The sequence below is a fragment of the Streptomyces sp. NPDC059875 genome (assembly GCF_042731085.1).
GTDB lineage: Bacteria > Actinomycetota > Actinomycetes > Streptomycetales > Streptomycetaceae > Streptomyces.
This window is the reverse complement of the sequence record NZ_JBHWJZ010000002.1, coordinates 403050-416429: the sequence shown is the minus strand read 5'-3', so window position 1 is coordinate 416429 and position 13380 is coordinate 403050. Positions and strand designations below refer to the sequence as shown.

The following is a 13380-nucleotide window of genomic DNA, read 5'->3' as shown; positions in this document are numbered from 1 at the left end:
TTGCGTCCCACCGTACGGCGGGGAGCGGGAGGGAAGTTTTCGGGTCTCGCCAGGCGGACCGCCGAGGTGGACAGGCGGTCAGCCCGGGTTGACGTCAGGCGCTGCGGTCGAGGGCCCGGAGGGACCGGTCGGTGATGGACCGGGCACCACGCCCTATGGCGATCGTGCCGGACTGCACGAGCTCCTTGATGCCGAACTGCTCCAGCATCTTGAGCATCGCGTCGAGCTTGTCACTCGAACCGGTGGCCTCGATGGTGACCGCCTCGGGCGAGACGTCCACGGTCTTGGCGCGGAACAGCTGGACGATCTCGACGATCTGGGAGCGGGTCTCGTTGTCGGCGCGGACCTTCACCAGGACGAGCTCGCGCTGGATCGCAGCGGAGGGCTCGAGTTCGACGATCTTCAGGACGTTGACCAGCTTGTTGAGCTGCTTGGTCACCTGCTCCAGCGGCAGGTCCTCGACATTGACCACGATGGTGATGCGGGAGATGTCGGGGTGCTCGGTGACACCGACGGCGAGCGAGTCGATGTTGAAGCCGCGGCGGGAGAACAGCGCGGCGATCCGGGCCAGGATGCCGGGGGTGTTCTCCACCAGGACGGAGAGCGTGTGCCTCGTCATTGTGTCGTTCCTCTTCCTACGGCTCTCGGTCTCAGTCGTCTTCGTTGTCGCCGAAGTCGGGGCGGACGCCCCGGGCGGCCATGACCTCGTCGTTGGAGGTGCCGGCGGCGACCATGGGCCAGACCTGGGCGTCCTCGTGGACGATGAAGTCGATCACGACCGGGCGGTCGTTGATGGCGTTGGCCTCTTCGATGACCTTGTCCAGGTCGGCCGGGTCCTCGCAGCGCAGGGCGACACAGCCCATGGCCTCGGACAGCTTGACGAAGTCCGGGATACGGGTGCCCTTGCGAGGCGCCGTGCTGGCGCCGACCTGGGAACCGGTCGCCTCGTGGCCCGTCTCGTCGGCGTGCAGGACCGTGCTCGAGTAGCGCTGGTTGTAGAAGAGGGTCTGCCACTGGCGGACCATCCCGAGGGCGCCGTTGTTGATGATGGCGACCTTGATCGGGATGTTGTTGAGCGCGCAGGTGACGAGCTCCTGATTGGTCATCTGGAAGCAGCCGTCGCCGTCGATCGCCCAGACCGGGCGGTCCGGCATGCCGGCCTTGGCGCCCATGGCCGCCGGGACCGCGTAGCCCATCGTTCCGGCGCCGCCGGAGTTGAGCCAGGTGGCCGGCTTCTCGTAGTCGATGAAGTGCGCGGCCCACATCTGGTGCTGGCCGACGCCGGCCGCGTAGATGGTGTCGGCGGGGGCGAGCTGGCCGATGCGCTGGATGACCTGCTGCGGCGAGAGGCTGCCGTCCTCCGGCACGTCGTAGCCGAGCGGGTAGGTCTCGCGCCAGCGGTTCAGGTCGCTCCACCAGGCGGTGTAGTCGCCCTTGTTGCCCTCGCCGGCCTCGGCCTGGACGGCCTGGACCAGGTCGGCGATGACCTCGCGGGCGTCACCGACGATCGGGACGTCGGCGGCGCGGTTCTTGCCGATCTCGGCGGGGTCGATGTCGGCGTGGACGATCTTGGCGTACGGGGCGAAGCTGTCCAGCTTGCCGGTGACGCGGTCGTCGAAGCGGGCTCCGAGGGCGACGATCAGGTCGGCCTTCTGCAGCGCGGTGACGGCGGTGACCGCACCGTGCATGCCCGGCATTCCCACGTGCAGCGGGTGGCTGTCGGGGAACGCGCCCAGCGCCATCAGGGTGGTGGTGACGGGGGCGCCGGTGAGCTCGGCGAGGACCTTCAGCTCGGCGGTGGCGCCGGCCTTCAGGACGCCGCCGCCGACGTACAGGACGGGGCGCTTGGCCGCGGCGATCAGCTTGGCGGCCTCGCGGATCTGCTTGGCGTGCGGCTTGGTCACCGGGCGGTAGCCGGGCAGGTCGGTCTGCGGCGGCCAGCTGAAGGTGGTCTTCGCCTGCAGGGCGTCCTTGGCGATGTCGACCAGGACCGGGCCCGGGCGGCCGGTGGAGGCGATGTGGAACGCCTCGGCGATCGTCTTCGGGATGTCCTCGGCCTTGGTGACCAGGAAGTTGTGCTTGGTGATCGGCATCGTGATGCCGCAGATGTCCGCCTCCTGGAAGGCGTCCGTGCCGATGGCCTTCGAGGCGACCTGGCCGGTGATCGCGACCAGCGGGACGGAGTCCATGTGGGCGTCGGCGATCGGGGTGACCAGGTTGGTGGCGCCCGGCCCGGAGGTCGCCATGCAGACGCCGACCTTGCCGGTGGCCTGCGCGTAGCCGGTGGCCGCGTGGCCCGCGCCCTGCTCGTGGCGGACCAGGATGTGGCGGACCTTCGTGGAGTCCATCATCGGGTCGTACGCGGGGAGGATGGCGCCGCCCGGAATACCGAAGACGGTGTCGGCCCCTACTTCCTCGAGAGAACGGATGAGGGACTGCGCACCCGTGACGTGCTCGACGGTGGTGGCGGACTGTCCGCCGCTACGGGCCCGCGGCTGCGGATGGTGCCCGGTGGCCTGCTCGGTCATCAGCAATCTCTTCTCGAAGCAGAGGGTTTTTGCGAGGGTTTGGGAGGAGCCGGTGCAACAAAAAACCCCTCGTGCCGGGTGGCAAGCGAGGGGAGCGCGTCGGTAGCGTTCAAGCCGGGCCGTCGTGGCCCTGCTTCAGCCGACGCGCTTTCCAAGTACGAGAATTCGGGTGCGCATGGCACTGACCCTCCCCCCGACGCACCATCAGTGTCAAGTGGGTGGGACAGGCGTCTCATTATTTGAGCGGATCGGGGGACGCTCCCCGGCCGGAACCGCCACCCCGCCGGGGACCGGGTACTCGTCCCGCACGAGCGCGCGACGCAGCCGGTACTCGTCGAGCGGACCCGAGAAGGCCATCCCCTGACCGTGTGTGCAGCCCATGGCGCGCAGGGCGAGCACCTGCTCGGGGACGTCCACCCCGTCGGCGACGGACTGCAGCCCGAGGTCGGTGGCGATGCGGAGCAGCCCGCTGGTGATCTTGCGCAGCCGGGCGGATTCGACGACGCCCTCGACCAGACCCCTGTCCAGCTTCAGTACGTCGACGGGGAGGCGCCGCAGCGCGTTGATGGCCGCGTGGCCGCTCCCGAAGCCGTCCAGGGCGATCCGTACGCCGAGACGGCGCAGGGCGACCAGGCGCTGCTCCAGGTCGTCGAAGGAGACCCGGGGGTCGCTGTCGGCGAGCTCGATCATCAGGGATCCCGAGGGGAGCCCGTGGCGGGTCAGCAGCGCCTCGACGGAGCCGAGCGGCAGGGAGCGGTCGAGCAGCCTGCGGGCCGAGAGCCGGATGGAGACCGGCGTCCGGTGGCCGAGTCCGGCCCGTTCGGCGGCCTGCTCGACGGCCTGCTCGAGAAGCCAGCGCCCGAGCTCGGCGGCGCGCTCGCTGTCGTCCGCGACGCGCAGGAACTCGGCGGGGGTGAAGAGGATGCCCTGGGCGGAGCGCCAGCGGGCCTGGGCGGCGACGGCGGTGATGCGGCCGGTGGTGAGGTCCACCACCGGCTGGTGGAGCAGGGCGAACTCGCCGTCGTCGAGAGCGGTGCGCAGCCGCGTGGCCAGCTCCGTCCGGCGGACGACCTCGGCCTGCATCTGCGGGGCGTACATCTCGACGCGGTCCTTGCCGGCTGCCTTGGCCCGGTACATGGCCAGGTCCGCGTTGCGCAGTAGGTCCCCGGCGCCGATGCCGGGCTCGGCGAAGGCGACGCCGATGGAGGCGGCGACCCGCACCTCGTTCCCGCCCTCGAGACGGTACGGCTGGGAGAGCGTGAGGCGCAGCCGGTCGGCGATCTCGTGGACCTGGTACTCGCGGGCCCCGCTGTCCCGTGAGCCGTCGCCGAGGATGAGCGCGGCGAACTCGTCGCCGCCGAGGCGGGCGGCGGTGTCCCCGGCCCGTACGGAGTCCTGGAGCCGGCGGGCGGCCTGGACGAGGAGCTCGTCGCCCGCCTGGTGGCCGAGCCGGTCGTTGACGCCCTTGAAGCCGTCGAGGTCGATGAAGAGCACGGCCGTGCCGGGGTCGGAGGAGCGCCGGCCGGTGAGGGCCTTGCGGACCCGCTGGGTGAACAGCGCCCGGTTGGGCAGGTCGGTGAGCGGGTCGTGCTCGGCGTTGTGCTGCAGCTGCGCCTGGAGGCGGACCCGTTCGGTGACGTCGCGGCTGTTGAAGATGAGCCCGCCCTGGTGGCGGTTGACGGTGGACTCGACGTTGAGCCAGTCGCCGCGGCCGGAGCGGAAGCGGCACTCGATCCGGGTGGTCGGCTCCTCCGAAGGAGGAGCGGCGAGGAAACGGCGTACTTCGTGCACCACGCCGCCGAGGTCCTCGGGATGGATGAGGGAGGCCAGTTCGGAGCCGATCAGATCCTCCGCCTCGCGCCCGTAGACCCCGGAGGCGGCGGGGCTCACGTACCGGAGTATGCCGGTGGGCGCGGCGATCATGATGACATCGCTGGAGCCCTGCACCAGGGACCTGAAGTGGTTCTCCTTCTGGGCCAGTTCGTGGGTGAGGGCGATGTTGTCGAGGAGCATGATGCCCTGGCGTACGACCAGGGCGAGGACGACCGTACAGCCGGTGAAGACGACCACGCGGTCCACTCTGCGTCCCTCGACGACGTTGTACAGGATGCCGAGCGTGCAGACCGCCGCGGCGAGATACGGGGTGAGGGCGGCCAGCGAGCCGGCCACCGGGCGGCTCGGGAGGCGCTGGCCGCGCGGCGAGGAGGCGCTCTCCCCGGTCCGGCGCACCCCCCAGGGCGCGTACGCCAGGAGCAGCGATCCGGCGAACCAGCCGGCGTCGAGCAACTGGCCCGAGGTGTAGTTCTCCCGCAGCAGCGGGGAGGTGAACAGCGCGTCGCACAGCACGGTGAGGGCGAGGGCGGCGATGGCCGTGTTCGTCGCCGAGCGGTTCACGTTCGAGCGGCGGAAGTGCAGCGCCAGGACCATGCTGACGAGAACGATGTCGAGCAGCGGGTACGCCAGGGAGAGCGCGGCCTGGGAGACGCTCTCGCCCTGGAAGTGCGCCGTGTGCGCGAGCGCGAGGCTCCACGAGAGGGTGAGCAGTGAGCCCCCGATGAGCCACGCGTCGAGCCCGAGGCAGACCCAGCCGGCCCGGGTGACGGGCTTCTTGGCAAGGACGAGCAGGCCGACGATGGCGGGCGGCGCGAAGAGCAGGAAGAAGAGGTCCGCGAGGGAGGGGCTGGGCACGTCCCGGCCGAGCACGACCTCGTACCACCCCCAGACCGCGTTCCCCGCGGCGGCCATCGTGGAGGAGAAGGCGAACAGCAGCCAGGCGGGGCGGAAGCGGCTCTCGCGGAGGCGGGTGTAGAGGAAGCAGGAGACGCCGGCGGCGAGGGCGGCCGCGCTCAGCCCGAAGTCGCCCATGACGAGTGCGAGTTGCTCGGAGCCCCAGCCGAGGGCGGCCCCTGTCGCGTAGGCCGCACAGATGAGCCCGAGGACGACCTGGGTGAGGACGCCTCCACCCTCGGACCGCGTCGGATCCGGGCCGCGGGCGCCGCCCGCGCCGTCGCCCGCACCCTTCGCCGGGGTGCCGCCCGGTGCGGCGCCGGGGGCCGCGGCACCGCCCGGCGCCGTGGCGCCCGGTGCGGGACCCGCGGCGACCGGGCCGCGGCCGATGAGCGCTCCGGGGGCGGTCACCGGGGCTCCCCTGCGGTCGCCGTCGGGCGTCTCCTGTGCCGGAATGGGGCGCGCGAGGGTCGTCGACGGCGGCCCCGCCGCGTCGGATCGTCGGTCCATCGGCCGTACTTCACCCGTCGCCCCCCTCGGAATCTGATGTCCCGTCACTTCGCTCCCCAGCGCCATCCCGTACTCGACGCAGCCCCCCGCTCCGGGACGATACACCAGGACCGTCACTCAGGGACAGGGGTGCTGTACTCTCAGTGACGGCCCGGGGGCTCGCGGCGGGCGCACCGAGGGGGCGCGCGCCGTGGACCGGCTGCTCAGGTGGTCATGACCACGTTCGCCAGCTGCTCCCCCGCCGCGAACCGGGTCAGCTGTGCGGCGATCAGCCGCTTGGCACGGGGCATGAACGCCGAAGTGGAACCGCCGACATGGGGACTCACCAGGACACCGGGAGCGTGCCACAACGGGTGGCCGGGCGGCAGCGGTTCGGGGTCGGTGACATCGAGCGCGGCGCCGATCCGGCCGCTCTCGACCTCCTTGAGCAACGCCGCGGTGTCCACCACGGGGCCCCGGGCGACGTTGACCAGAAGCGCGCCGTCCTTCATCCGGGCGAGAAAGCCCGCGTCGGCGAGGTGCCGGGTCTCGGGCGTGAGCGGAGTGGAGAGCACGACGACGTCCGCCTGCGGCAGCAGGGCGGGCAGTTCCGAGAGGGGCTGCACCGGCCCGCGCTCCGTGGTGCGTGCGGAGCGCGCGACGCGCACCACCCGCGCGCACTCGAATGGGGCGAGCCGGTCCTCGATGGCGGCGCCGATCGATCCGTACCCCACGATCAGTACGGACTTGTCGGCGAGAGCGGGATAGAACCCGCCCAGCCACTCCTCCTTGTCCTGGCCGCGGACGAAGCCGGGGATCCCGCGCAGCGAGGCCAGGATCAGGGCGAGCGTCAGCTCGGCGGTGCTGGCCTCGTGGACGCCCTTGGCGTTGCACAGTTCGACGCCCGGGTGCAGCGAGCCGAGTCCGGGGGTCACGTGGTCCGTACCCGCCGAGAGCGTCTGCACAGCGCGGACCGAGGTCATCGCGGCGAGCGGCCGGACGGCGATCTCCGGACCCTTCATGTACGGGACGACGTAGAAGGCGCAGCGCGCCGGGTCGGCGGGGAAATCGGGACCGCCGTCCCAGAAGCGGTAGTTCAGCCCCGACGCGCCCGGATCGGGAAGCCCTTCGATCTCGTCCGCCGGAAACGGAAGCCACACGTCAGGGGTCGTGTCATCGAGTGTCATGACCGGGAGGCTATGCGAAGAATCCCGCGCGCCATTGGTTACTTTGGGGGACGGCACAGGGAGGGGTACCGGCAGGTGGAGCGCAGGACTATCGGGGCGGCGGCGCTCGACGTGGGCGCGGTCGGCCTGGGCTGTATGCCGATGAACTGGGCCTACAGCAGCTCGCAGCAGCGCGGCGACCGGTCGCTGCGCACGGTGCACGCGGCGCTGGACGCCGGGGTGAGCCTGCTCGACACCGCGGACATGTACGGGCCGTTCACCAATGAGCTGTTGGTGGGACGGGCGCTGAAGGAACGCCGGGCCGATGCCTTCGTCTCGACGAAGTGCGGTCTGCTCGTGGGCGACCAGCACGTGGTGGCCAACGGCCGGCCCGGGTACGTGCGGCGGGCCTGCGACGCCTCGCTGCGGCGGCTGCAGACGGAAGTGATCGACCTCTATCAGCTGCACCGCGCGGACCCCGAGGTGCCGGTCGAGGAGACCTGGGGCGCGATGGCCGAACTGGTGTCCGCGGGCAAGGTGAGGGCGCTCGGGCTCTGCGCGGTGGGGGTCCGGGCGGCCCGGCGCGGCGGATCCGCGCATCTGTACGAGGGAACGATCCGGCAGCTGGAGCGGATCCAGCAGGTGTTCCCGGTGAGCGCGGTGGAGGCCGAGCTGTCGGTGTGGTCGCCCGAGGCGCTGGAGCGGCTGCTGCCGTGGTGCGAGGCGCGGGGCGTGGGGTTCCTGGCCGCGATGCCGCTGGGGAACGGGTTCCTGACCGGGACGCTGACGCCGGGCGGCGGCTTCGAGCCGGACGACCCGCGGGCCCGCCACCCCCGCTTCACCGCCGAGATGATGGCGGCCAACCAGCCGCTGGTGGCCGGTTTGCGGCGGGTGGCGGCGCTCCACGGCGAGGAGGTCACTCCCGCCCAGGTGGCATTGGCGTGGGCGCTGGCGCAGGGGCCGCACGTCGTGCCGATCCCGGGGGCGAAGCGGGAGCGCTGGGCGGTGGAGAACGCGGGGGCGGCGGAGCTGGTGCTGACGGCCGCGGACCTGGCGGAGATCGCGGGGCTGCCGGCGCCGCGGCGGTCGTGGGACTGAGCGCGGGAACCTGATCGGGCCGGGCGGTGTATCAAGGGTAGTGAGCGCCGTTCGAAGGGATCGGGACCGTGGGCCGAGCTTGTGTGGGAGCCGTGTGGGCCGCCGTCGTGCTGGGGCTCGTGACGGGGTGCTCGTCGGGTGGGAACGGGTCGGCGTCCCCGACCACGACGGCATCGGCGTCGGCGTCGGCGTCGGAGGCGCGGGGTGCCCCGGGCGCCGTGAGCGTCGTGGGCACGTTGACCGAGGATCTGGAGTCGCCGTGGGGCGTGGCAGCGCTGCCCGGCGGTGATCTCCTCGTCGCCTCGCGCGACGAGCGGACGATCACCCGCGTCGACGCGAGGACCGGGGAGAAGACGCCGGTCGGTGAGGTGCCGGGGGTGGTTCCCGGCGGTGAGGGCGGGCTCCTCGGCCTGGCCGTGCGGGACGGCCGGGTGTACGCGTACGTCACGGCGGAGTCGGACAACCGCATCGTCCGGATGCCGTACGGAGGCGCGGTCACCGACCGGCTGGGCGCGCCCGAGGTGGTCCTCTCGGGCATCCCGAAGGGGACTGTGCACAACGGCGGGCGGATCGCGTTCGGCCCGGACGGGATGTTGTACGCGGGGACGGGCGAGCGGGGCGAGACGGGCCTCGCGCAGAGCGTGGAGTCGCTGGGCGGCAAGATCCTGCGGATGACGCCGGAGGGGAAGCCGGCGCCCGGCAATCCGTTCCCCGGCTCGGTGGTGTACTCGTACGGTCACCGCAATGTGCAGGGGCTGGCCTGGGACGAGGACGGACGGCTGTGGGCGGCCGAGTTCGGCCAGAACACCTGGGACGAGCTGAATCTGATCCAGCCCGGCAAGAACTACGGCTGGCCGAAGGTGGAGGGCGCGGCGGACGTGTCCGACTTCGTGGACCCGGTGGCCCAGTGGAGGACGGACGAGGCCTCCCCGAGCGGTATCGCGTACGCCGAGGGCGCGATCTGGATGGCGGGTCTGAGAGGCGAGCGCCTGTGGCGGATCCCGCTGTCCGGAGCGGAACGCTCCGGGGCCCCCGAGGCGTTCCTCGTGGAGGAGTACGGCCGGCTGCGCACGGTCCTGGCGGCGGGTGACGGCCGGCTCTGGCTGACGACGAGCGAGACCGACACCCGGGGCACGCCCGGGCCCGGCGACGACAAGATCCTCCGGCTGGAGGTCGGATAGGGGGCACGATGTTCAACCTGATGGAGGAGCTGTTCGCGCCGAGCCACAAGCACACGGACGACGAGCGGCAGCGGCTTGAGCTGACCCGGGAGGACCTGGGCGACTGCGACCCCGCGCGGGGGCCGATCGACCTGAACTCGGGCGCCGTGACGATACGTGTGCCGACTCCGGTGACGCGCCATGACGAGGACGGGGACGGCGGGGACGGCGACGACGGGGACGGGGGCGGGGACGGGGCTCCCTAGGGCGTCGGCTCCAGGAGGCGGAGGCGGTGGGCGAGGGCTGCCGCCTCGCCCCGGCCGGCGACGCCCAGCTTGGCAAGGATGTTGGAGACGTGGACGCTCGCCGTCTTCGGGGAGATGAAGAGCTCCTCGGCGATCTGGCGGTTGGTGCGGCCGGCGGCGACCAGGCGCAGGACGTCCTGCTCCCGGGGCGTCAGGCCGAAGGCGTCGTCTCCCGGCTCGGGTTCCAGCGCGCGCTCCGGAGCGGTGAGCGGGAGGCGGGCGCGGGCGGCCAGGAGCTCGACGTCCTCGCGGAGCGGGTGCGCGCCGAGGCGTACGGCGGTGGCGTGGACCTCGCGCAGCAGCGCCGCGGCCTCCTCTCGCCGGCCGCCCTCGGCGAGGAGGGCGTCGGCGAGGCGGTGCCGGGCGAGGGCCAGCAGGTAGGGGCGCTCCAGCGGTTCGTGGGCGGCGACGGTCTCCGTCCAGCGGTCGACGGGGTGACGGCCCTCGGCGCGGTCCAGCTCCGCCGAGGTGTGCAGGGAGTACGCCTCCCAGAGGGGTGCCGGGGTCGCCATCCCCCGGGCGCAACGGCGGACGAGGGCGATCGCCTCGTCGCGGCCGTCCTCGGCGGCGGGCAGCCCGCGGGCGTCGGCCTCGGCCGTGGCGGCGGCGAGGAGCAGCGGCCAGGCGTCGCGATGGGTGCCGGGCGGAAACCCGGCCTCCGCGGCGGCGGCCAGCTCGGCCCGGGCCTCGTGGATCCGCCCGCTTCCGGCGGCGATGCTCACCGCGACGTACCGCATCGGGATCGTGTACTGCGGCATCGGGTCGGCCTTGCCGAAGTGCTCGGCTGCCGTGGCCAACTGGGTGGTGGCCACGGTCAGTTCACCGCGGGCGACGGCGAGCTGGGCCAGCCGGAGGGCGGCGGAGCCGCGCGGCTTGGAGCTCCGTCCGGCGCGCTCCAGCCACTCGCCGTTGCGCTGGACCTCGTCCCACAGGCCGAGGGAGAACTGCGACTCGGCCTGGTTGGCGCGGATCCAGCCCTGGCTGTCGAGGAGGCCGTGGGCGCGGGCGAGCCGGAGGCCGTCCTCGGCGATGCCGACGGCCTCCCGGGAGCGGCCGAGGCTCTCCAGGCTGGACGAGAGGTTGACGTGGGTGCGGGAGCACTCGTGGTAGAGCCCGAGGGCGAGGGTGCGGTCGCGCACCTCGTACATCGAGGCGAGCCCCTCCTCCAGGGCGCCCGCCGAGACCTGAAGCGTGCCGAGGGTGACCCGGGCGCCGAGCTCGATGGCCTCGGCCTTGACCAACCGGGCGTATTCGACGGCGCGTTCGGCGGCGGCCAGGCTCTCGGGGCCGGGCTGGTGGAGCATGCCCCAGCCGGCGGCCACGGTGAGGACGACGGCGTGGACGGCGGACGGCGACAGGCCCTTGACGAGTTCCTGGGCGGTGGCGATCTCGGCCCAGCCGTCGGAGCGCCCGAGGCTCGACATGATGCGGGAGCGCTCGGTCCAGAACCAGGCGCTCCGCAGCGGATCTCGGTCCTCGCCCTCCTCTTCGAGGAGTCGCATCGCCATCTTGCCGATCTTCAGGGCGCGTTCGCGTTCGCCGCTGAGCCGGGCGGCGTACGCGGCCTCGGCGAGGAGGTCGAGATAGCGCAGCGGGGTGGTCTCGGGGTCGCAGCCGCACGGAGGGTACGCCTCGGCGTAGTCCATCGGCCGCAGGGAGCGGCGCACCTCGGCCGGGACCTCGTCCCAGAGCTCCATGGCCCGTTCGAGGAGCCGCAGTTGCTCGGCGTACGCGTAGCGCTTGCGGGTCTCGACGGAGGCGCGGAGCACGGCCGGCAGCGCCTTGGCGGGGTCGTGGGCGTGGTACCAGTAGGTGGCGGTCCGGGTCGCGCGCTCGTCGGCGCGCACGAGGGAGGGGTCGGCCTCCAGGGCCTCGGCGTAGCGCCGGTTGAGGCGGGAGCGTTCGCCGGGCAGCAGGTCGTCGCTGACGGCCTCGCGGACCAGGGAGTGGCGAAAACGGTAGCCGTCGCCGTCCGGGACGGCCTGCAGGATATTGGCGCCGACGGCGGCGCGCAGCGCCTCGATGAGGTCGTCCTCGGAGAGCCGGGCGACGGCGGCGAGCAGCGCGTACTCGACGGTGGAGCCGCCTTCGGCGACGATCCTGGCGACCCGCTGGGCGTCCTCGGAAAGCGTCTCGACCCGGACGAGCAGCAGATCGCGCAGGGAGTCGCTGAGGGAGCCGGGGGCGCAGCCGGCCTCGTGGGAGACGACGAGCTCCTCGACGAAGAAGGCGTTGCCGTCGGAGCGGTCGAAGACCTCGTCGACGAGGGCGGCGTCGGGTTCGGCGGCGAGGATGCCGGTGAGCTGGCGGCGCACCTCGGCGCGGGTGAACCGGGCGAGTTCGATGCGCCGGATGGTCCGCAGCCGGTCCAGTTCGGCCAACAGGGGGCGCAGCGGGTGGCGGCGGTGGATGTCGTCGGCGCGGTAGGTGGCGACGACCACGATCCGGCCGCGGCGCAGGGTGCGGAAGAGGTAGGCGAGGAGGTGCCGGGTGGACGCGTCGGCCCAGTGCAGGTCCTCCAGGACGAGCACGATCGTCCGGTCGGCGGCGAGCCGCTCCAGGAGCCGTAGCGTCAGCTCGAAGAGGCGGGCGGTGGAGTCCTCGTGGGAGGGCTCGTGGCTGCCGACGTCGCCGAGTTCGGGGAGGAGCCGGGCGAGTTCGCCCTCCTGGCCGGCCGCGGCGGCGGCCAGTTCGTCCGGGAGCCGGCGGCTCAGCGAGCGCAGGGCGGTGGAGAAGGGGGCGAAGGGCAGCCCGTCCGCGCCGACCTCGACGCAGCCGCCGACCGCGACGTAGGCGCCGCGCTCGCAGGCCACGGCGACGAACTCCTCGATGAGTCGCGTCTTGCCGACGCCGGCCTCGCCGCCGACGAGCAGGGCCTGCGGCTCTCCCTCGCCGGCGCGCGCGAGCGCGTCGGCGAGGGCGGTGAGCTCGCCGGCCCGGCCGACGAACACGGGGCTGACTGACCTGGTCTCCACGGCGCCGAGCATCGCACAGACGTCCGGGGTCGTGCTCATACGGGGGTCACGCGGCCCGGACGAAGCGGCTGCGCCCTGCTCCCACCCGCCCTTCGGAGTCGTGGTCGCCGGACCGGCCGGCCTTCGCGGCCCGCCGCGCCTTGACGGCCTGGCGGGTCAGACGCTGGGCGGCGCCCTCACGGGCGAGCTCGGAGTGGTGCATGCGGTGCAGTTCGTACGCGAACATCGTGTTCTCCCTGGTGTCGGTATCGCTCCTTGCGATGCCTCTACTTTCGTCGCCCAGGGGGTACGGCCACATCGGGAGAGTGCCGCATGTTCGGGGTACGGGGGGCCTTAGGAGGGTCCTAGGGGGCACCTAGGACGCCGTCGGCAGACTCAGGAACAGGTCGAAGTACATGCCGGTGGAGAGGAACAGGCCGATTCCGCCCAGCACGGCGCCGGCGACGGCCACGGCCCGCACCCAGACGGGGCGCTGCGGGCGGGCGAGGACGACCACGGCGGTGATCAGGGCGAGGAGCGAGAAGATCCCGTTGACGAACGCGGTGGTGTGCCAGGCGTCGCCGTAGATCTCGGAGATCTGCTGGGCGGCCGTGCCGCTCTGGGCCTTGATCTGGCCGATCAGCGTCTCGCGCTCGCTGCCGACCTTGCCGACCCAGGTGCCGCTCAGGGCGGCGAGGCCGAGGGCGGCGGAGACGACGGCCGCGGCGCCCGCGCCGACGCCGGAGGGGGCCGTGGGGGCCGCCTCGGCGTCGCGGTCCGCCTCGTCGTCGTCCAGCTCGTCCAGCTCGTCCAGCTCGGCGTCCGGACCGTCCACGGCGTCGTCCGTCTCGACGACGCCGTCCTCGATCTTCTCGGTGTCCACGGTCTCTACCGTCTCGACGGTCTCGTCAGTCTTGGCATTCATGAGCCGCACGCTAGGTGCCGCTCATGAG

General features: G+C 72.5%; 10 protein-coding genes. 3 read left to right on the top strand and 7 right to left on the bottom strand.

All coding sequences use genetic code 11. The features are described from left to right. Nucleotides 1–94: 94 nt before the first annotated feature. The 4 genes from ilvN to ACFV9D_RS03760 all read right to left on the bottom strand — a co-directional run bounded on the left by ilvN (nucleotide 95) and on the right by ACFV9D_RS03760 (nucleotide 6931). On the bottom strand, nucleotides 95–619 hold the full coding sequence (gene ilvN, locus ACFV9D_RS03775) for an acetolactate synthase small subunit (RefSeq protein ID WP_215065241.1): 525 nt from the start codon (nucleotides 617–619) through the stop codon (nucleotides 95–97). A gap of 31 nt (nucleotides 620–650) precedes the next feature. Next, nucleotides 651–2528, bottom strand: a complete 1878-nt coding sequence (locus ACFV9D_RS03770; protein WP_385140329.1) for an acetolactate synthase large subunit — start codon at nucleotides 2526–2528, stop codon at nucleotides 651–653. A 210-nt stretch (nucleotides 2529–2738) separates the two neighbouring features. Continuing rightward, nucleotides 2739–5765: a putative bifunctional diguanylate cyclase/phosphodiesterase gene (locus tag ACFV9D_RS03765; RefSeq protein WP_385140326.1), complete on the bottom strand. Its 3027-nt coding sequence runs from the start codon at nucleotides 5763–5765 to the stop codon at nucleotides 2739–2741. A gap of 203 nt (nucleotides 5766–5968) precedes the next feature. Continuing rightward, complete coding sequence (locus ACFV9D_RS03760; protein WP_385140323.1) at nucleotides 5969–6931, bottom strand: 2-hydroxyacid dehydrogenase; 963 nt, start codon at nucleotides 6929–6931, stop codon at nucleotides 5969–5971. A 75-nt stretch (nucleotides 6932–7006) separates the two neighbouring features. Here ACFV9D_RS03760 and ACFV9D_RS03755 point away from each other — a divergent pair, with 75 nt between their 5' ends. From ACFV9D_RS03755 to ACFV9D_RS03745, 3 genes are all read left to right on the top strand, one after another. Further along, on the top strand, nucleotides 7007–8008 hold the full coding sequence (locus ACFV9D_RS03755; protein ID WP_385140320.1) for an aldo/keto reductase: 1002 nt from the start codon (nucleotides 7007–7009) through the stop codon (nucleotides 8006–8008). A gap of 68 nt (nucleotides 8009–8076) precedes the next feature. Further along, nucleotides 8077–9189: a PQQ-dependent sugar dehydrogenase gene (locus tag ACFV9D_RS03750; protein WP_385140318.1), complete on the top strand. Its 1113-nt coding sequence runs from the start codon at nucleotides 8077–8079 to the stop codon at nucleotides 9187–9189. A gap of 8 nt (nucleotides 9190–9197) precedes the next feature. Continuing rightward, on the top strand, nucleotides 9198–9434 hold the full coding sequence (locus ACFV9D_RS03745; protein WP_385140315.1) for a DUF6191 domain-containing protein: 237 nt from the start codon (nucleotides 9198–9200) through the stop codon (nucleotides 9432–9434). On the opposite strand, the gene ACFV9D_RS03740 is transcribed toward ACFV9D_RS03745, so the two are convergent. The 3 genes from ACFV9D_RS03740 to ACFV9D_RS03730 form a co-directional block, all read right to left on the bottom strand. Further along, nucleotides 9431–12487, bottom strand: a complete 3057-nt coding sequence (locus ACFV9D_RS03740; RefSeq protein WP_385140312.1) for an AAA family ATPase — start codon at nucleotides 12485–12487, stop codon at nucleotides 9431–9433. The two genes, ACFV9D_RS03745 and ACFV9D_RS03740, sit on opposite strands and share 4 nt — an antisense overlap. A 7-nt stretch (nucleotides 12488–12494) precedes the next feature. Continuing rightward, a complete protein-coding gene (locus ACFV9D_RS03735; RefSeq protein WP_385140309.1) occupies nucleotides 12495–12674 on the bottom strand; it encodes a hypothetical protein in 180 nt (59 codons plus the stop codon). Nucleotides 12675–12803: 129 nt separating this feature from the next. Continuing rightward, nucleotides 12804–13352 (bottom strand): hypothetical protein, encoded by a 549-nt coding sequence (locus ACFV9D_RS03730; protein ID WP_385140306.1) that lies wholly within the window; start codon nucleotides 13350–13352, stop codon nucleotides 12804–12806. Nucleotides 13353–13380 lie beyond the last annotated feature (28 nt).